General features: G+C 69.9%; 18 protein-coding genes. 9 read left to right on the forward strand and 9 right to left on the reverse strand.

Features of this window, described 5'->3' with window-relative positions:
- Positions 1-22 precede the first annotated feature (22 nt).
- Positions 23-3793: a protein kinase domain-containing protein gene (locus WMF36_RS32285; RefSeq protein ID WP_437574608.1), complete on the reverse strand. Its 3771-nt coding sequence runs from the start codon at positions 3791-3793 to the stop codon at positions 23-25.
- A gap of 489 nt (positions 3794-4282) precedes the next feature.
- On the opposite strand from WMF36_RS32285, the gene WMF36_RS32290 reads away from it, so the two are divergent.
- The gene (locus tag WMF36_RS32290; protein WP_437574609.1) at positions 4283-4630 is read left to right on the forward strand and encodes a peptidase inhibitor family I36 protein; all 348 of its coding nucleotides are present in this window, start codon (positions 4283-4285) and stop codon (positions 4628-4630) included.
- A 22-nt stretch (positions 4631-4652) separates the two neighbouring features.
- Here the strand turns inward: WMF36_RS32290 and WMF36_RS32295 are convergent, their stop codons facing one another.
- The 4 genes from WMF36_RS32295 to WMF36_RS32310 are packed head-to-tail and all read right to left on the reverse strand — an operon-like array spanning position 4653 to position 8233.
- Positions 4653-5699 (reverse strand): hypothetical protein, encoded by a 1047-nt coding sequence (locus WMF36_RS32295; protein ID WP_437574610.1) that lies wholly within the window; start codon positions 5697-5699, stop codon positions 4653-4655.
- A complete protein-coding gene (locus WMF36_RS32300) occupies positions 5696-6553 on the reverse strand; it encodes a hypothetical protein (RefSeq protein WP_437574611.1) in 858 nt (285 codons plus the stop codon). The genes WMF36_RS32295 and WMF36_RS32300 overlap by 4 nt, the downstream gene beginning before the upstream one ends.
- Before the next feature lie 4 nt (positions 6554-6557).
- Complete coding sequence (locus WMF36_RS32305) at positions 6558-6911, reverse strand: DUF4150 domain-containing protein (protein WP_437574613.1); 354 nt, start codon at positions 6909-6911, stop codon at positions 6558-6560.
- A 20-nt stretch (positions 6912-6931) separates the two neighbouring features.
- The gene (locus WMF36_RS32310) at positions 6932-8233 is read right to left on the reverse strand and encodes a DUF2169 family type VI secretion system accessory protein (RefSeq protein ID WP_437574614.1); all 1302 of its coding nucleotides are present in this window, start codon (positions 8231-8233) and stop codon (positions 6932-6934) included.
- A 93-nt stretch (positions 8234-8326) separates the two neighbouring features.
- Between WMF36_RS32310 and WMF36_RS32315 the strand changes: the two genes are divergently transcribed.
- From WMF36_RS32315 to WMF36_RS32335, 5 genes are all read left to right on the forward strand, one after another.
- Entirely contained in the window at positions 8327-9100 is a 774-nt protein-coding gene (locus tag WMF36_RS32315; RefSeq protein ID WP_437574615.1) for a glutathione S-transferase family protein, read from the forward strand.
- A 74-nt stretch (positions 9101-9174) separates the two neighbouring features.
- Positions 9175-9435 carry an AbrB/MazE/SpoVT family DNA-binding domain-containing protein gene (locus tag WMF36_RS32320; RefSeq protein WP_437574616.1) on the forward strand — a complete coding sequence of 87 codons (261 nt, stop codon included), beginning with the start codon at positions 9175-9177 and terminating at the stop codon, positions 9433-9435.
- Positions 9422-9802, forward strand: a complete 381-nt coding sequence (locus tag WMF36_RS32325) for a PIN domain-containing protein (RefSeq protein WP_437574617.1) — start codon at positions 9422-9424, stop codon at positions 9800-9802. The genes WMF36_RS32320 and WMF36_RS32325 overlap by 14 nt, the downstream gene beginning before the upstream one ends.
- A 693-nt stretch (positions 9803-10495) precedes the next feature.
- Positions 10496-10960, forward strand: coding sequence for an nSTAND1 domain-containing NTPase (locus tag WMF36_RS32330; protein WP_437581983.1), 465 nt, complete (start codon positions 10496-10498; stop codon positions 10958-10960).
- A gap of 105 nt (positions 10961-11065) precedes the next feature.
- Positions 11066-11365, forward strand: coding sequence for a hypothetical protein (locus tag WMF36_RS32335; RefSeq protein ID WP_437574618.1), 300 nt, complete (start codon positions 11066-11068; stop codon positions 11363-11365).
- An 11-nt stretch (positions 11366-11376) separates the two neighbouring features.
- Here the strand turns inward: WMF36_RS32335 and WMF36_RS32340 are convergent, their stop codons facing one another.
- The gene (locus WMF36_RS32340) at positions 11377-12072 is read right to left on the reverse strand and encodes a serine/threonine-protein kinase (protein ID WP_437574619.1); all 696 of its coding nucleotides are present in this window, start codon (positions 12070-12072) and stop codon (positions 11377-11379) included.
- A gap of 468 nt (positions 12073-12540) precedes the next feature.
- Between WMF36_RS32340 and WMF36_RS32345 the strand changes: the two genes are divergently transcribed.
- The 3 genes from WMF36_RS32345 (at position 12541) to WMF36_RS32355 (ending at position 14531) form a co-directional block, all read left to right on the forward strand.
- Positions 12541-13377, forward strand: coding sequence for an alpha/beta fold hydrolase (locus tag WMF36_RS32345; protein ID WP_437574620.1), 837 nt, complete (start codon positions 12541-12543; stop codon positions 13375-13377).
- Positions 13370-13939, forward strand: a complete 570-nt coding sequence (locus WMF36_RS32350) for a WHG domain-containing protein (protein ID WP_437574621.1) — start codon at positions 13370-13372, stop codon at positions 13937-13939. The genes WMF36_RS32345 and WMF36_RS32350 overlap by 8 nt, the downstream gene beginning before the upstream one ends.
- A gap of 151 nt (positions 13940-14090) precedes the next feature.
- Positions 14091-14531, forward strand: a complete 441-nt coding sequence (locus WMF36_RS32355; RefSeq protein WP_437574622.1) for an SRPBCC family protein — start codon at positions 14091-14093, stop codon at positions 14529-14531.
- A gap of 683 nt (positions 14532-15214) precedes the next feature.
- Here the strand turns inward: WMF36_RS32355 and WMF36_RS32360 are convergent.
- From WMF36_RS32360 to WMF36_RS32370, 3 genes are all read right to left on the reverse strand, one after another.
- Complete coding sequence (locus WMF36_RS32360) at positions 15215-15874, reverse strand: DUF4360 domain-containing protein (RefSeq protein ID WP_437574623.1); 660 nt, start codon at positions 15872-15874, stop codon at positions 15215-15217.
- 257 nt (positions 15875-16131) lie between these two features.
- Positions 16132-17067, reverse strand: coding sequence for a glycosyl hydrolase family 18 protein (locus tag WMF36_RS32365; protein WP_437574624.1), 936 nt, complete (start codon positions 17065-17067; stop codon positions 16132-16134).
- Between the two features lie 504 nt (positions 17068-17571).
- On the reverse strand, positions 17572-18258 hold the full coding sequence (locus WMF36_RS32370) for a transposase (protein ID WP_437574625.1): 687 nt from the start codon (positions 18256-18258) through the stop codon (positions 17572-17574).
- Between the last annotated feature and the right edge of the window lie 156 nt (positions 18259-18414).

The raw sequence follows: 18414 nt of genomic DNA on the forward strand, positions 1-18414 counted from the left end.
GCGGGATGTCCGACGTGCGGAGCTACCCCGCCAGCGTGGCGGCGAGGCGCGCGGGGCGCCGCACGCCGCGGGCCTGCATCCACGCGTCCGCCGAGGCGACGAGCGCGCGCCCCTCGTCGCCGCCGAGCCAGATCCCCCGCGCGCGGCGCGCGGCGGCCGCCACGAGGGCGGCGCCCTGCCGGTCGAGCGCGGCCTCGGCGCCGCGCATGCGCTCGGCGGCCTCGGTCGCGCGGCCGCGCTGCCCGGCGACGCTGGCCCGGATCATCGCGGCCACGGGCGGGCCCCACCAGACGTCGCGCCGATCGAGCGCGCGCGCGTCGGCGAGGGCGAAGACGCGCAAGGCGATCGCCCGGGCGCCGCCACCCGCGGCGACCGCGAGTGACGCGAGGGCGCGCAGGTAGTGGAGCTCGCCCCGCACCACCGGGATCGCGACCATGCCGGAGCCGAGGAGAGGCGGCGTCCCTGCCAGGACGAAGCGCAGGGCCGCGGCCGCGTCGCCCTCGTAGAGCGCGATCCGCCCGCGGGCGAGGACCTCGCGGAAGTGCTGGAGGTGGTAGCCGGCGCGCGACCAGCGCTCCATGGCGGCGTCCACCGTGGCGCGCGCCGAGTCCGGCCGATCGGCGGCGAGGTCGAGCAGGTACGCGCCGTTGAGGCGGATCATGGTCTCGCGGTAGCGGTTGCCGCGCTCGCGCGCCTCGGCGAGGCGATCGGCCGTGGTCGCGGCGAGGCCGGGGATCTTGCCCTGGAGCCAGAGCACCGTCGCCAGCAGCGCGTGCGCGAAGCTGGCGGCGCTCCCGCCCTCGCCGCCGTGCGCCCCGAGCGCCGCGCTGCTCTGCCGCAGGAGCAGCTCGGCGCGCTCGAGCTCTCCACGGACGAACGCGGCCACGCCCTCGGCCAGCCGGTGAAGGTGGCGCGTCTCCGGGCGCGGCGAGCGCGCGGCCACCTGCTCGAGGAGCGCCAGCAAGGCGGCGGCGCGGCGGCCATCGTCGCGCCGGCCGCCGCGGACCGCGGCATGGATCGTCTCGCGGGTGAGCGCCTGCGCGAGGCGGTGCGGCTCGCCGGCGTCGAGCGCGAGGAGCAGGTGCCTCGCCGAGAACGGCGCGCTCTGGACGGGCGCCGCCACGGCGAGGCTCGCGGCCGAGTGGCAGGCGTCCATGGCGAACAGGTCCCGGTCGGGGATCTCGCGCTCCGCGCGCTCGCGGAACGCGAGGCCGCGGGCCCACAGCCGCGCGCGCAGGGCGGCCGCCTGCGCGAGCGCCTCGAGCGTCGACGCCGGCCTGGAGAGCCCCAGCTCCGAAAGGACGCCGTCGAGCACCGACAGCCCTTCGTCCACGTAGCCGCCCGCGAGGAGCAGCTGCATCGCCTGCCGCCGGTGGGAGAGCGCCTCGCGCGGCGGCTCGCGCGACGCGAGATCGAGGTGCGCCTCCGCCGCCTCGCGCGATCGGCCGGCGCTCGCCAGCGCGGAGGCGAGCGCGAGGCGGGCGTCGCGGGCGACGGCGGCGTCACGCTCGCCCAGCGCGAGGGCCTCGCGCGCGAAGCGCGCCGCCTGATCGAAGGCGAGGGCCGCCTGCGCCTGCGCGGCCGCCTCGATGGCGCAGGCCGCGGCCTCCGCGTCGAGCCCGGCCCCGCGGAGGTGGTGCACGAGCAGGGACGGCTCGGCGCCGCCTTGGCCCCGCAGCGCGCGCGCGAGGCGAAGGTGGTGCTCGCGGCGATGGGCGTGCGGCAGCGCGGCGAGCACGGCCTCGCCGACACGATCGTGGTACGGCAGGAGCTCCTCGCGATCGTGCGCCTCCCGCACGCGCACGACCTGCGCGGCGACGAGCCGCGAGAGCGCCTCGGGCTCGTCCAGCGCCTCGCCCTCCACCTCCGCCGCGCGCGCCGCGGTCCGCCGCGCGATCGGCTGCCCCGCCACCGCGACCACCTCGAGCAGCCGCCGCGCCGGCGCGGGGAGCCGCCCGATGCGCCCCGCGAGCAACGCGGACAGGTCGGGCGCGGCGCCGCCCGGAGGGCCGCTCTCGCCCGCGAGGCGCGCGAGCTCGGTGATGAAGAGCGGGCTGCGGTGCGCCTCCGCCGCGATCCGCGCCGCCGCGCCGCCTGACGCGCCCGCGCCCGCGAGCAGCGCGCCCGCGAGCGCCACGGCGTCGGCGGGAGGCAGCTCGCCGACGTCGATCTCGTGCAGGCGCACGTCCGCCGCGAGGCCTTCGCGCAGCGCCGCGAGCAGCGCGCGGAGGACGGGGCTCGTGGAGGCCTCCTCCACCCGGTACGAGGCGATGAAGAGCAAGGGCGGCGCCGCGGGAGGGCGCATCAGCTCGGCGAGCAGCGCGACGCTGTCGAGGTCGCCCCACTGGAGATCGTCGACCGCGAGCACCAGCGCGCGCGCGCGGCCGAGGCGCGCGCACAGCCCGCGCAGCGCGGCGAAGGCCCGGCGCCTGCGCTCCGCGGCGTCCGGCGCCGCGCCCTCGCGCGGCGCGGCCGCCGCGATCGCCGGCACCTCCCGGAGCACCGGAAAGACGCGCCCGAGCTCGACAACGTCGTCGGGCAGCCACATGGCGAGGTCCTCCGGCGCCGCGCGGGCGAGGAGCCGGCCGAGCTCGTCGACGACGCCGTCCAGCGCCTTGTACGGCACCGACTCCTGCTGAAAGCAGCGCCCCGCGAGCCTGACTGCCGGGGGCGCGCCTCCCGCCGACTCCAGGAACCGCTGCAAGAGCGCGCTCTTTCCGATCCCCGACGATCCCCGAAGCAGCGCGACCACCGTGCGCCCCGCGCGCGCCTCGTCGAGGGCTGCGTGGAGCCGCCCCAGCTCGGCCGCGCGCCCCACGAAGGGAGCCGCCGGCGCCCGGGGTCGCGCGAGCGGCGCGCCGGCGGCCTGGCCGAGGAGCCGCGCCGCGACCTCGCGGGCCGTGGGTCGGACCGCGGGGTCGTGCGCCAGGAGCTCGCGGCAGAGGCGGTCGAGATCCTCGGGCACGGCCGTCGCGGCCGGTCGCGGCGCGGGCGTTGCGCCGCCTTGCGCCGGCAGGCGGCCGGTGAGCGCCTGGTGGAGCATCACGCCGACGGCGTACATGTCGGCGGCCGGCCCGACCGCGAGCCCCGCGGCCTGCTCCGGCGCCATGTACCTCGGTGTCCCCGCCCGCACGGGCGCCGTGGGGGCGTCGAGATCGGCGATGAGCCCGAAGTCGAGGACCTTCACGGCGCCGGCCGCGTCGACCATCACGTTCGACGGCTTGATGTCGCGGTGGAGCTTGCCCGCGTCGTGCAGGAACGAAAGCCCCTCGGCGATCTCCCGGAAGGCCGCGCGCAGGCGCGCCTCGTCCGGGCCTTCCTCGCCGCGCACGTGGGTGATCACGTCCGTGCCCGAGACGAGCTCCAGGGTGAAGAACCAGCGCGCGTCGTCCCGGTGCAGCTCGTAGAGCCGGACGAGGCGCGGGTGGACGATCCCGGCCAGCGCGCGAAACTCCTGCTTGAACAGGTAGATGGCCCTGGCGTCCGGGCGCCGCAGCACCTTGAGCGCGACGAGCGCGCCGCGCTTTCCGTCGAAGGCTTCGTACACGGTGCCGAACCCGCCGCTCCCGAGGCGCCGGCGGAGCGCGAAGCGCGGCGGATCTTCACCGGCGGCGAGGAAGGCGCCGCTCTCGTCGGCGTCGATGGAGGCGGCTGGGACGACCTCGGGCACGCGGGCGATCTGGCGGAGGAACGCGAGGGACGGCGAGGAAGCGGTGGAGCCGCCGCCGGAGAGGCTGTCGGCGTCGCCCGTGACGCCGGAGGATGGCTCGGATCGGTGGCCTTCGAGGGACAAGCAGGGGCTCCTGGGGCAGGAGCATACCGCGGGCGCGCTTGACGATGTAGGCTCCGCCGGCGCGAGCACGGGTGTGAGGGGGTGTATTCGCCCCCGAGGACGTTGTCACCGGTGCGACTCGTTACCGCAGTAGTTCGATCCCTTCATGTTGACCGTGCACTTCGCGGGCTCCGCGGATGAGCCTCCAGAAGTCCACCCGCCGCTCCTGCTGGCATACATGGTGAGTCTTTGCGGAGAACTTCCATGTCGATGAAACCGCCATCCGGGAGGATGAGATATTTCCAGGGACATGCGAGCCCGCATGCTTTTTGTGTCACATCCTGTCTACAACAGTCGAAGGCCGGGAATGCGTGAATAGCCTCCGTGCTTGGTGCCTCCGCAGTACCTGCCCATGGGTGGGCAGGAGGAGGAAACCACATGCACTGGCTCGATCGCGTTCAGAACCTCCGTCGTTTCACTCCGTCCCGCTCCCTGGGCTTACGTGCCCTGGTGGGCGTCGGCCTCCTCGCGGGGGCAGGCCTGCTGCTTCCCGAGGTGGCCTCGGCGCAGGAGGAGGACCCCATTCCCTGCCCCTTCGACAGCGTCCTCTGCCTCTTCGAGGAGGAGGGCTACGGCGGGGAAATCTTCAACGTCCGGGCGCTGAACCCGCAGGTGGGCACGTGCGTCAACCTTCCGGAGCACGGCTGGGAGGGAAGGGCACACTCTGCCTACAACACCAACGGCGTCGGCGCCGCGATGTTCCAGAACGAGGACTGCATCGGCTACCCGTACCCCATCTACGCGGAGAGCGGCCTGAGCCCGCTGCCGTTCATCCCGAAGAGCGTCTACGTTTTCTGACGCCATGATCGGGCGAAGTCCATCACGTCGAGCTTGATCTCGGAGCTGTCGTTCCCTTCGGCGCCTCCGGGGCATGGACGCGGGTCCACGTCTCGCCGTCGAAGCGCGCGATGTCCGTGGGGCCGACGCACCAGAGGACGCCGCCGGCCTGTTCGATCGTGTGAATGTAGCGCAGCTCCTGCTCGAGGCCGGTGCGCACCCGCACGGCGCGCCGGCGCTCGAGGTCGTAGCGGAAGAGACCGTAGTTCGACCCGAGATAGAGGGTCTCCTGGTACATGGCGACGGCGTGGAAGAGGTGCGGGCTCCTCTCCCTCGACACGCTCCGGAAGCCGTCGCGGTGATTGCCGACGAGCAGCGCTCCCTCGTGCCCGCACACCCAGATGCGCTGCGCGCTCTCGACGTGAACCGCGTTGAGCCCGCCGATCGGCGGCACCTCGAGGCGGCGCCACCGCGGGCCGCCCAGGTGATACAGGCTCCCTTCGAGCCCGAGCGGGCCGAGCTGCTGCGCGGCCAGGTAGATGTCGTCCTCCGCCGGCCCCTGGAGGTCGATGGGCCGCACGATGTCCTTGAAGTCCACGCCGGGCGCCTGGAGGAGGCCCGCGTCCGCGTGCGCCCAGCGGCCGGGACCGAGCCTCCGGTACACCTGCCCCGCGCTCCCGCAGGCGAACAGGCGGTCGCCGACGCGGCGCAGCGCCGTGAGGAAACCATATCCCTTCGACGTCGGCCGGTAGAGCCCGGCCTCCGGGATCTGCTCGATCACCGCGCCCCGCGCAGACAGGATCTCGACCTCGCCGTCCAGGGAGAGCGCGAACAGCGTGAGATCTTCCCCGTGGGCGGCATGCTGCTCCAGCCCGACCGTGAAGAAGCCGGCATCGTGCGCTGTCCACGGCGGGGCGCCGCCCTCGTCGTACAGGAAGAGCCTTGTATACGGGGTATAATCGCCCGGCGTGGCGAAGGTCGCCGAGAGATAAACGCTGGAGGCGCTCAGGGCGAGCGCGCCCGTGATCGTCATCGGGGTGTCGCCGGGATCGTCCGGCGTTGCTCGGGGATCCGCGCCGCTCGAGTTCATCTGATCTTCACTCGCTGGGTGGTGTCGATCCCTTGAAACGCCCTGGTCACCTCGCGGAGGATCTGGGCAGCACACTCCGGCTTGTGCGCGATGGTCACGCGGAGTGACGATCCTATCACGTCGGAGAGCGGGAGGGTGCCGTCGGTCGCCAGGCCGGCGGCGACCTTGTTGTTGAGGAGGTTGTTCAGGTCCGCGTGGATGGCGTTGTGCATCGTGCCCCTGATGAAGGCGTTTCCGGGGATGCAGATGGCGGCGCCGTCGTCCTCGGAGAGGATCCGGTACGCGGAGCCGTTGCGCGTGCCCGATCGCACGAACTCGTCGGGGACGATGTGGTGCGACTGGGAGCCCTCGCCCGGCACCAGCTTGCAGATCTTCTTGAGGTCGCCGTGCCGCCCCACGAGGCACCGGGGGCTCGTGACCCGGACGTTTGTGTCGAGCCTCGGCGACGCGCGGGGGCCGAGGCCCATGTCCAGGCCCAGGAAGGGCGTGCGCATCGGCCGCTGAGACGGATCGGTGAGCGCGTCCTCGGTGAGGGCACGGGTCCGCGAGATGCCGATCAGGCCGATGCCGCCGGCGATGGCGCCCCACACCCCCGCGCCGACGGCCGCTCCGCCGGCCGCCGGGCCGAGGGTGGACAAGGCGCCCGGCGCCGCCCTCTTGGCGGCCTCCTCCGCCGCTTTCCTGGCGGCCTCCGCCGCGAGCTGCCTGGCGAGCTCCTCGTCGAGCAGCGCCACCTGCGTTCCCTCTCTCTGTGTCGTGTAGACGCGCCCGAGCGCGTTGGCGGCTGGGTTGCCGTCGCCGGGCGTCTCGCTCCGAACGGAGGCGTCGATCTGCGCGCTGGGAGGGAGGGCCACGGCGTCAGGCCTTCACGTTCATCCAGCAGCGATCGCCCCTGCGCACGATGCGCCGGCCGTCGGCGCGGACGTTCGTCGACGCCTCGTGCGACCACACCTTGCCCTGGTTCACGCCCGACTTGACGCCGCCGCCGATGCCGGGCTCGTCGCCCTGAACGGTCGGCGCCAGACTGTGATCGTAGACGTAGGTGGGCTTGCCGTTGAGGTTCACGTGCTCGATGCACTTCATGCTGCTGTCGAAGCTGGCGTAGAGCATGTACGGGACCGGCACCATCGCGCCGCCCACCGGGGTCAAGCACACGTCCGGGGCGAGGGTCACCGCGTAGAAGCTGCTGTCCTTTCGAGCTCCGATCGGCATGTTCTTCCTCCGTGCTTCGACTAGGCCGCGCCCGTCTGTTTCATGTACCCGAGCGCCAGGAGGCTTATGCCCTCAACCTCGAGCGACGCCGGGATGCGCGCGCGCCACACGAGCGACAGGCGCATCTGCTCGAGGTCGACGATGACCGTGTCGATGGGCACGGCGGCGAAGCTCACCGCGTCGTCCTTGCCGGTGAGCCGGACGACCACGGCGGCCTCGGGCAGGTGGAAGCGGCAGGCGGTGCCCGCGGTCTCGGGCGCCACGCCCGGCGCGCTCCGCGGCAGCAGGTTCCACAGCTCCGCGAGCTCGCCGCCAAACAGGTAGTCGCACTGCATGTCGGGGTGCGCGCCGTTCCAGTAGGCCATGTCGAAGTCGGGCGGCATGTACGGCCAGCGCTCGGCGAGCCAGCGATCATCGAAGGTGCCGGCCAGCTTCAGCCGCGGTTGCCAGGGCTTGGCGATGACGCCGACCCCGCGCGGCGACAGCTCCGGCACCTCGCCGGCGCGCACCTCGCCCGCCACCATCCGCGCGAAGATCTCCGCCGTGATCCCGGCGCCGGGCGCCTCGATCTGCGGGGCCGGCCAGCGCTTCACCTCGGCCGCGTCCGCGTACCAGCCCTCGAGGAAGCCGACGCCGAACGGATTGTACGCGCAGGTCGCGTGCGCCACCGGGGCAGCGTCCGCCTCCGGGTGCGCCCGGCGCGCCTCCTCGCTCAGCCGGTGCGCGTCGTCGACCCGCTTCGCGGCCTCGTCCTCGGCGTACACCTTGAGCTGGCCGCCGAAGGCGTGCTCGTAGCGCAGCGGCAGCGCCACGAAGGGCTCCGGATCCGTCAGCGCCCATCCATCGTCCGTGCGCTCGAACGCCCGCGCCCCGCGGACGGCCAGGTGGTGATCCAGCAGCGTGCCGGCCTCCGCCAGGTCGGGGATCGCGGCCAGGCGCCGGATGCGGGCTCGCACGTCCACGCGCGCCACAGCCTCGCCGGCCGGAGCGTGCGCTGCGCCGATCACGATGACGTCGCACCTCGGCTTGCTCTGCGCGAGATCGCTCTCGTACTTGACGCTGCTGCGGTTGATCTCGCCGTGGACCACATCCGAGAATACGAGCTCACCCTCGGTGATGGCGGCAACGTGGGTGATCCTCGCGCCGTCGCTCTCGCCCGCCTCCGGCGCGGCGCGCAGCGCGTAGCTGCCCCGCGCGACGACGACGTGCGATTCGTCGCCCCGAGGGTCGACGACGTCGTACTCCAGCGCAGAAAACGGAGTGCGGTTCTCGAGCTCCATCACGGCCGCGGCAGGATACCCGAGCGCTTCGGAGCGGAGCAAGGCCGCTCGCAGCGGGGACTCGCGGCGGGGATCGGCGTGGAATCGGCCGGTGCGGCTTGAAAGGCGAGGCCGCTTGGGGGCAGCATCGGGCGCATGAATCCTATCGAGTTCGTCGACGTCGCGACCGCGAAGGCGGCCCGCGGCGTCCGCGTGGTCGCGTCGGGGATGGTCCCGAGCCCCTGGTCGGAGGCCGCGAAGGGGCTGTTCCGGCTTCAGGGCGTGCCGGTGCGCGTGGTGCGGTTCTCGCGGGACGACGCGGAGCTCGCGGCGTGGATGCGCGCCGACAACGTGCCCGCCGTCTTCCACGATGACGAGCCCCCGCGCGTCCACTGGGCCGCGATCGCGACCCTCGCCGCCCGCCTCGGCCCGCCGGGCGCCCTGCTCCCCGACGACCTCGATCACCGCGTCCGCCTCGTCGGCCTGCTCCACGAGATCGCGGGCGAGGAGGGCCTCGGCTGGAACGCGCGCCTCCTCATGATCCACGCCTCGATGACGAGCGGGGGCAAGCGCGGCTTTCCGCTGCCCGTCGCGCACTACCTCGCGGCGCGCTACGGCTACTCCCCCGCGAGCGACCTCGACCGCGTGCGCGCCCGCATCATCACCACGCTCTCCGCCCTCGCCGCCCGCCTCGACGGAGGCCGCGACTACCTCGACGGCGACCGACCGAATGCGCTCGACGTCTACGCCGCCACCTTCCTGACCCCGCTCTGCCCGATCCCGGAGAGCGACTGCCCCCGTCTCCAGCCCTTGCTCCGCCAGGCCTTCGGGACCGCGTGCGAGGCGATCGGCGACGCGGTGCCGCGCGCGCTCCTCGAGCACCGGAGCCGGATGTACGAGCGCCACCTCGGCTGGCCGATCGAGATCTGATGGCGTAGGTGCCTATCCAAGGGTCGCCCTGCGGCAGCCTTGCTCGGGGCACATTACCGTGGTACTGTGCAAGCATGAAGCTCGCGCAATCCAGGGTCACAGCGCAGGGACAGATCTCGGTTCCCGCCGAGGTACGCAAGCGCCTCGAGCTCGTACCAGGATCCATCTTGGAATGGGATGCCGAAGGCGATCGAATCACCGTACGGCGTGTCGGTCGGCACACGTCCGAGGATGTTCACCGGGCGCTGTTCCCGCAGGAGCCCCAGCCGCGAAGCCTCGCGGATCTCAAGGAAGGCATCAGGCAGCACATCAGGGCCCGCCATGCGCGCCGTTGACACCAACGTCCTCGTTCGTTTGCTGGCGCGCGACGACGCAAAGCAACTCGCCGCTGCAGAGGCCTTCGTGCAGACGGGTGCATGGATCTCCCATCTCGTGCTCATGGAAGCCGTTTGGGTCCTGGATTCGGTGTACAGCATCGAGCCGGAGCAGATCTCGAACGGAATAGAGATGCTGCTTGACCACAACGAGTTGGTGGTGCAGGACGCCAACGTGGTGAAGGCGGCCGTCGCGCAGTACCGCAATCATGCCGGCCTTGGCTTCTCCGATTGTCTCATCCTCGAAGTCGCCCGCGCAGCGGGCCACGTTCCACTTGGAACCTTCGATCGCGGCCTCGGGAAGCTGCAAGGTGCTCAAAAGCTATAACCTCCTCGCCCAGCCGAAGAGCCGGGGAGCGGGCGCAACAGGCGACTGGCGCCGACCGCGCTTCGCACGGCGGCATGCCCGCAAGGCGTTGGGGGGGTACCGCCGGTCGGTCGCAGGCGCGCGCCGCATTCCTGCTGCCCCCCTACGTCGAGAGGGTCGACGACCTCGCGAGGTCCCGTCGAAGAGCCCGCGCCAGGAAGCCCGAAGCTATCCCGGCGCCCCCACCCCGGGCGGTCCGCATGCCGTGAACCCATCCGGGTGAGCTGGCTCATCCACGCGGGAGATGGATCGCACCCGTCTCCCGGTGGACGTGCCTCCAACAAAAGATGGGTCGCACCCATCTCCTGGTGGACATGCCTCCAAGACTTCCCTGGTGCCGCGGAGCGATCGGCATGAAGGTCAATAATTTCAATCGGTTCGAGTCGATGCTCGACCGCGCTAGCTTCCGGTGTGGCCCAACGCGGGCCCAACGAATAGGCGTTTGCGGGACTGCGCCTGAGCAGCAGCGGCGGCGAGGTCCCGGCGCAGTCCCGCAAACGCCTATTCGTTCGGATGTGGCAGGAGTAGCTACCCTCGCGCGGTCGGCGGCTCCAGACGCGCGGTCGGCGGGCCGCGCTGGCAGGCGACGCTGCTGCACGGGCGGCATCGTGTGCAGCCCCAGGCGGTCGGCGGCTCCAGACGCGCGGCCCGCCGATCGCGCGAGCCCAGGATTTCTTTGGCCGCACGGCGGAGCAGGGGGAGACCCTCGACGCGATCGCCAAGAACCTGCCGGCGCAGATCCTGGGTGGGGCGAAGGTGGGGAAGTCGTCGCTCTTGCGCTGGGTGGAGCGGCATGTGCCCGCGGGCCGGCCGGTGGCCTGGATCGATCCGGGCGTCGGCTTCTCGCCAGGGATGCTGGTCGCGGCGATCGCGCGGAAGGTGAACAAGCCCGAAGTGGCCGCACGGATCGAGCAGGAGGGGGCGACCCTGCGCGCGGCGGTGGAGCAGTCAGGGAGGCTCGGGAAGCTGGTGTTGATTCTCGACGAGGCGGACAAGCTCGCGACGGTGGGACAGGGGTTCGATGAGGGCTTCTTCGAGGCGATGCGTGGGCATGTGGAGGGGCGGAAGATCACCTGGGTCTCGGCGTCCCGGCGGGATCTCTATGAGGTGTTTCAATAGAATGGACTGACGTCGCGATTCTTGACCAGCTCGCAGCGGATCTGGGTCGGGCCGCTCGATGCGGAAGCAGCGAGGGAGGTGGCCGCGCAAGGAGCCGCGGCGCACGTGGAGCAGGTGATCGAGGAGGTGGGCGGCTTCGCCTACGGGCTGCAGTGGCTCGGCGAGCGGCTGCTCCGGGAGGGCGACGTGGACGAGGAATGTACCGACCGTCGCCTCGTTCGGGTGGAGGACGCGGAACGTGTCCACGAATCCCGGAGGGGCAGGCACCGGCGCGGGCAGATAGGACAAGCAAACGCGTTCCGCAAAGTCAAGATTATCGGAGCCGTTCCTGACTCGTGCAGTCCGACTGTACGAGCTCATTGGCAGAACGGGCCTTATGCGATCAGGCAGGTCTTCCATGCCTGAAACGCCTGGGATTACCGCGACGTAGCACCAAGCGGAAGGCATCCTACCGTATAGCTGTACCCTACTGGCTCGAACAAGACGATGCCCGGCGAGAACAGGTCCGACCGCGGATCGATTGGATCCCCGATGGCCTGCTCCGGCGACATGTAGAGCTCCTTGCCCTTGATGTGCCCGGTCTGGGTCCACACGTTCTTCTGCACCTTCGCGATGCCGAAGTCGGTCAGCTTCACCGCACCGTCGGTGCTCAGCAGGATGTTCGACGGCGACACGTCGCGATGGATCAGCCCGATCGCGTCCGTGTCCGCGAAGCGCATCCGATGCGCGTACGACAGCGCCTTCGCGAGCTCCGCCGCGATGTACACCACGACCTCGATCGGCAGCCGCTCCCCAGAAGCACGCCGCGCAGAGATCAACGCGCGCACGTCGAGGCCCTTGACCAGCTCGAGCGCCATCCACCAGATCCCCATCGTCTGGTCGAAGTCGTAGAGCGCGACGATATTCGGGTGACGCATCGGCGCGACGAGGCGCGCCTCGTTCTTGAAGTCCTCGATCCACTTCGGGTCGGGAAGCTCCTGCCCGAGGAGCGTCTTCACACAGACGCGCTGCACCACGCCCGTGGCGCCGGTGCGCTCGCCGACGAACGTCTCCCCCATCCCGCCCTTGGCGATGCGCGAGAGAAGACGGAACGGGCCGAGCCGCGTCAGCACTGAGCCTGATCCTACCGAAACGTCGTGCAGAGAGAAACGAGCGTGGCGAGCGGCTCGGCCGCAGGCCCGCGCACTGGATCGGCGACGTCTGCTGATCCAACTCGGCGCGCGACCGTCGGATCGCTCTTCCTCAGCGATCCGGGTCGACTCGCTGCCGTCGGATCCGCGACCGTCGGCGCTCCAACTCGATCGCGTTCGCCGAAACGTTCTTCAGATCGTCGGTCAGTCGGCCCTGCGCCTAGGGAGGGCGAAGGACCATGGCCGGGCGGCCGAGCGGCAAGGCTCGCCCGGCTCTGCGCGCGCTGCTGCGCCGGGCGCAGCCGTTTGGCCGGCGGACCGCACCGCCGTGAAACGAGGGGGTGGCGAACCCTGTCGACCTCGCGAGCGTTCGCGCCGATCCACGTTGACACTCTAAGCTAATAGAGTTAGCTTAAAGGTAACGAAGCTAGCCGCTTCCGGGAGGACATCATGGTCGAACACTTGAGCATCGGCGCCAACACCCTTGCGTACGACGTCACGGGCAAAGGCCCCCTCGTAGTCCTCGCACACGGGATGGGTGACAGCCGACACTCCTACCGATTCATCGCCCCGGCGCTGGCGGCGGCCGGGTACCGCGTTGCGAGCGTCGACATTCGCGGCTGCGGTGACTCGAGCCTCGGTTGGGACGGGTACAGTCGGACCGACATCGCCGGTGACCTGGTCGCGCTCGTGCGCCGCCTGGGGGGCCCGGCGGTGATCATCGGCCAGTCCATCAGCGGCGGCGCCGCCACCATCGCCGCCGCCATCGCGCCCGACTTGATCACCGGCATCATCGAGCTCGCTCCGTTCACCCGTACGCAGTCGGTCTCCCTGGGCGGGCTGTTCCGGGTGAAGCGGTATCGGGATGGGTCCACCCAGCTGGGCATGACGATGATGTTCGGCAGCCTGTCGAGCTGGAAGAAGTACCTGCACCTCGCGTACCCGACCAAGCCGGTCGACTGGGACAGCGAGTTGGCTCGAATCGAGGCCAAGATGAGCGAGCCGGGCCGGATGCAGGCGCTCCAGGCCATGTGCAAGACGGACCCGGGTGACGCCGGCGCGCAGCTCGCGAACGTCAAGTGCCCGGTGCTGATCATCGAAGGCAGTCTCGACCCCGACTGGGCCGACCCACGGGCCGAGGGCGAGAAGATTATTGCCGACCTGCCTTCCGGTCTCGGCGAGCTGGTCGTCATCGAAGGTGCCGGTCACTATGTCCACGCACAGATGCCCAATGAGCTCATGGCCCTAACCCTGCCGTTCCTCACCAAAACGACCGCGCGTGCCTAGGGCCGGACTCGGCCCGGCCTCCGTCACCGAGGCTGCGGCAGCGCTGGTCGACGAGATCGGATTCGAGAACCTCAGCATGGGGTTGGTCGCCGAGCGCCTCGGAATCAAGACGCCCTCCCTCTACAAGCATGTGTCCAGCCAGGCTGTTCTCGGGCATCGGATCGCCGTGCTGGCCATGAACGAGCTCGCGGATGCTATCCGCGACGCCATCCAGGGTCGCGCCGGCCCGGAGGCCCTGGTCGCCGGCGCGCAAGCCATGCGCACGTACGTGCGGAAACACCCCGGCCGGTACGCCGCAGGCAACGTCGCCCGCCCCACCGGCCCCGACGACCCGCTCGTTCGAGCCGCCAACCGGGTGATGGCCTCCTGGACAGCCATGCTGCGCGGGTACCAGCTGGAGCCCGACCAACAGATTCACGCCCTGCGGACGCTGCGCAGCCTACTGCACGGATTCGCGACGCTCGAAGCAGCCGGCGGCTTTCAGTTGAGCGCCGAAGTCGACGACAGCTTCACCTGGATGCTCGACTTCATCGACCGCGGACTCGGGCAGACGGGTCGCTGAGAAGACGCGCTGCTGCGCGGATCCGCTGGCCACGCGCCCACGCGCAGGCGGCAGACCAGCCCGTCGACCGACCTCTCGAAGACACAAATGGCCATTCGGCTTCGTCAGCGGCAGGTGTCGCGACCTGCAAGAACTCAGCGTGGAGTGAACCGTGAGCTATGTAATCAACACGATTGTCGACATCAATGCCAGCAGGGCAGCGGTCTGGAGCGTGCTGGTCGACTTCGCTGCCTACGGCGAGTGGAGCAATTTCTCGAGAGCCGAAGGAGCGGCTCAGGTGGGCAGCCGGCTCACGATGCGTATGCCAGGTTTTTCGTTCAGGCCCACCGTCACTGTCGCGGAATCTGGCCAACAGCTGCAGTGGGCCGGCACGCTCTTCACCAAGCGGCTGTTCCACGGGGAACATTCCTTCATCCTTCGTTCCAACCCCGACGGCACCACCCGCGTGACCAACCGTGAGGAATTCTCGGGCTTCCTGGTGACCCTGGCGCAGCCCTTCATGAAGCACAACGATGCCAATGGCTACGCCGCATTCAATGCAGGCCTGAAGCGGCAAGTAGAGGCGCGGACCGCCGCCGCTCCTCGGCGCTAGCTAGCCGGCAGGCCGGGGTGTCGCCGGGTCCTCGACGAGGATCGGGGGGAGTGACCTCTGCGACGTCCATTGGCGTCAGAAGCCCTCCGCCTGGCACGTGCTGCGGCGGCCTGCGTGCCCGAACGACGGTGCCGAGCATCCGCATCTCCCTCGCCGGGATCGCCCACGCGATCACGGCGTCCCAGCGGCCGGCAGCCCGCCGTTTCCCGCTGCGGAGCGGTAGCGTGTCAGGCGCCCGGTCACGTACGCGTCGCGGCCGAGCGTTCGTTCACGCCCGTCGCGTCACCGGCACCGCGTCCCGCTCCGTCAGCCCGCCCTCCGCCTCCACCCCCACCCCGCCCGCGCTCGCCCTCACGATCCCGCCGAGCGTCTTCGCCACGTTCCATAGAAGGACAAGCAAACGCGTTCCGCAAAGTCAAGATTCTCGGAGCCGTTCCTGACTCGTGCAGTCCGACTGAACGAGCTCATTGACAGAACGGGCCTTATGCGTTCAGGCAGGTCTTCCACGCCTGAAACGCCTGGGATTACCGCGACGTAGCACCAAGCGGAAGGCATCCTACCGTATAGCTGTACCCTACTGGCGTGCTTCCCGGGAAGGGTTTTCGCTGGGACTTGAGCGCGGCCTGATTGCAGGGTGACAAGACAGCGCGAGCGGTTGACGCGACGGCAGGCCCTGGGTCGGTTCATTGACAGCGGCGCCAGGGGATCAGCCCATCAATATAGTTAAACTCGACGGATGCTCTTCCCGTGCCACCGATCGTGGCGCGGAGTTGCACGTGGACCGTAGCCGAGGTGGCACCACACGGGGCGCTGCCCGCTTGTCCCCCGGCGGGCATAGAGAGCAGCTCGAACACCCCTTCGACGTCCGTGTCGATGTTCTCAAACGTCTTGGAGACGCTGGCCGTGCCGGCCAGTGATTGGCTTGCTTGAACCGTGACGACAGCTGCGTCTTCGGTATACACGTCACCAAACACATCCAAGGACGGCGCATCGAACGTGTAGCCCGCTGGAAACGTATAGGTGACCTCGACGTCACAAGCGACGTCGTACGTGCCAAAGTCGTCGCGGCCCCCGCGAGCGTCATCGAACGTGAGTGCGTATTCCGTGTTGACAGCCCCAACCTGCGTATTCATGGTTCCGCAGCCGGAGGCAGTTGCCTTGACCGAGACCTGGCTCGGGTCAGGCACGTCGCCATCGTCGAGGGCGACCGGCATGCTTTCCACTATCTCGCCTTCGTCGGAGGTGTCGGCGCACGCGACGCACAGGGAGGAACAAAGCAGCATCGCAAGACACGACCGAACATGACGGTTTAAAAGCTCGTTGGCAAATTGGAATCGTCTCATAACGTCCTCTCATGGTGACCGGACAAGCCGGTGCGACATGCAGCTCTGAGCTCTCGATTCGTGCGACACACGTCGCCCGCAGACCGTAGGAGATTGGTTGCCCTCATGCATTGCGAGCTCCGTGCCAGCTTCCGGGCCCGCGCTCCGCCTTGTCCTTCGGAGCGCCATCTTGCCCAATGCCATGGCAGACCGCGTGCCATATGGGACGCGGCGGTGGCGACGGTGCGTTACCCCCCGGGGGGCCGCGCGGCGTCGCTTCAGTCCGTGACCAGAGGCCCGATGCGGTCGGCGAACGGCCACCCCTGGCTCTCGTCGGTGTGGATCTGCCAGTCGAACGCCCCGCGGAGCGTCGGGTGGTTGCCCTCGACCTCGTTCCACGTGGGGATCGCCTCGTCGATCGACATGTAGTGCTGCGCGTCCCAGATCCCGAAGCCCACGACGACGTGCGTGGGACCGAGCAGCCGGACCCACTGGTCCACGTTGTCCACGATGTAGGACTGCTGGTCGAGGTCGGGGCCGTCGTAGTACTGCGGGGCGGCGTAGTCCATGGCGCCGGCGTCCACCATCGCCTTGCAGAAATCCTTGTCGCGCTGGTTCCATGGCGCCGGAGGCGCGGTGATGATGAAGCCGGGGAAGCGCCGCTTCAGCTCCAGGCTGATCCAGATCATCTCCTCGGTGTCGGGGTTCTGGTTGGCCTCGAAGGTGTTCCAGTCGATCCCGTCGAACCCACCCAGGTCGTTGTAGATGCCGGCCACGCTGTCGACGAACGTCTGCGACTTCCCGCGGTCCGGGAAGCTCATGCCCTGGCCGGCGCCGCCGATGGAGAGGATGATCCTGCGATCCTGGGTCGTCCGGGCGTACTGGATGTCCTCCTTGAGGTGCGTCGCCGCTCCCCTGCCGTCGCCCGGCGGCGTCCAGGTGACGGCGCCGGTGGTGCCGGGCGGCCCTCCCACGGGATGCGCGGCGAAGAGGTAGATGAGGTTGTAATTGCTGTTGATGTCGCGGATGCGGACGGGCGACGGCGTCCAGTTGGGGTAGTAGCCGGCGACGACCTTCGCGGGGAGCGCTCCGACCGCGCCGGGCTCGGGGGTGTCGGTGCAGCCGGGGTGCGGGTCCCAGAAGTACGTGCTGACCGTCGGGATATAGCCGGGATTGCCGTGCTCGGCGATGTAGGCCGATCCCTGGTAATTCACAATGGTACCCTCCTCGTACCATTGACCTTCGTGCCATTCCGGAGAGCCAGCGCACGCGGCAGATTCGTTGTGCCCTACATCGGCCTCGCCCTGCGACGACCCGGAATCGAGGCATCCGATTCCGCCCGCGGCGATGGCGACAAGGAGAAAAGTTATCCTGGCAGCAGTGAAGATGGAATTATGCAGCAAAGTAGAACCCTTTTCGCACATCGGCCCAGAGCACACACGACAGCTCGCCTCCCGGATCCGGGCAGCTCATGGACTTGATGGCGCGACGGGGACCAGCCCTTCAGATTATTTGATCAGGGCGTGTTCAGCCCGTTCGCTTGTCCGCCGCGTGATGATGCGGTCACGAACGGGTTAACCATGTACCGAGGCGTGGCATTTCCTGCCGCGACGAAATCATCCGTGGTCGCGGGACCACGGATCCACCTGGGTGACGCGGTGTTGACGCTGGAGGTACGAAGCGCGGCGGTCGCCGGGGTGGCGTGCCGATGAGCGGCCTTAGCGCAGCGCTTCCGGCGGCTCCTTGAGCACGCAGAGCGCCATCTCGGGATCGCAGGTGACCCACGCGGGGTCCGCCGGGTACCGCGCGCGGCACTCCAGCGGCTCGGCGAACAGACCGAGGTGGCTCAAGATCTTCCTCGCCGTCGCCTTATCCGTGATTGCGGCCATGAGTCGCATCCGTCCGCTGCATCGCGGGCACGCGAGAACATCTACGGCGTAAGTCCGCCGCAAAAGCTTCGCCCATTCGACGCGAGGCGACGTCGCCAGAAGGAGCCCATCCAGCAGCCGATCAAGGTGCCAGACCGAGATCCCCTCCGACACGAATCCAACATCAGCCCACGGCAGCACAGCGCCCAGCGCAGTCGACACCCGCTCGCGCTCGACCTCGCCATGCACCATCGTCAGCAGCGCCCCAACCGCCACGTCCCGAGCGCCTCGCTCCGACACTGCCGACGGCGCCGCCTCGCTTCGCTCGTCTCCTCTGCGCGACGGCTTCGCCATGCCTCTCGCCCGCCCCTTCGGCGCCTGCCTCGTCGGCATGGGCGTGATCGTCGTCTTCTTGTCATCGCTGCCCGCGCTATCAGCTCCGGCGCGCTGCTCGCCCTTACACGCCTTCCCCGTCGCCTTCGGTACCACGACGCTGCGTTGCTTTGCATGCGGCGCGAGCACACCGTGGTAGCGCACCAGCGGAGCCGCCGTGGGGGCGCCGGGCGCGGTGGCGGCCGGCCGGACGGGCGCCGATGGCGTTCGGGTTCGACGCCGCGTAGCTGGGCACACGACCCGCCCCCGTCATGGCGAGCGCACGCAGCCGTCGTCGAGGCACGGCTGCGCCCGGAGCAC

The sequence above is a fragment of the Sorangium sp. So ce887 genome (assembly GCF_051521455.1).
Classification (GTDB): domain Bacteria; phylum Myxococcota_A; class Polyangia; order Polyangiales; family Polyangiaceae; genus Sorangium.

Excerpts from the sequence above, each read along its gene's own strand:
- WMF36_RS32315 (WP_437574615.1), top strand. The coding sequence starts at position 8,327 with ATGAATCCTATCGAGTTCGTCGACGTCGCGACCGCGAAGGCGGCCCGC.
- WMF36_RS32345 (WP_437574620.1), top strand. The coding sequence starts at position 12,541 with ATGGTCGAACACTTGAGCATCGGCGCCAACACCCTTGCGTACGACGTC.
- WMF36_RS32360 (WP_437574623.1), bottom strand. The coding sequence starts at position 15,874 with ATGAGACGATTCCAATTTGCCAACGAGCTTTTAAACCGTCATGTTCGG.
- WMF36_RS32325 (WP_437574617.1), top strand. The coding sequence starts at position 9,422 with ATGCGCGCCGTTGACACCAACGTCCTCGTTCGTTTGCTGGCGCGCGAC.
- WMF36_RS32305 (WP_437574613.1), bottom strand. The coding sequence starts at position 6,911 with ATGCCGATCGGAGCTCGAAAGGACAGCAGCTTCTACGCGGTGACCCTC.
- WMF36_RS32295 (WP_437574610.1), bottom strand. The coding sequence starts at position 5,699 with ATGAACTCGAGCGGCGCGGATCCCCGAGCAACGCCGGACGATCCCGGC.
- WMF36_RS32320 (WP_437574616.1), top strand. The coding sequence starts at position 9,175 with ATGAAGCTCGCGCAATCCAGGGTCACAGCGCAGGGACAGATCTCGGTT.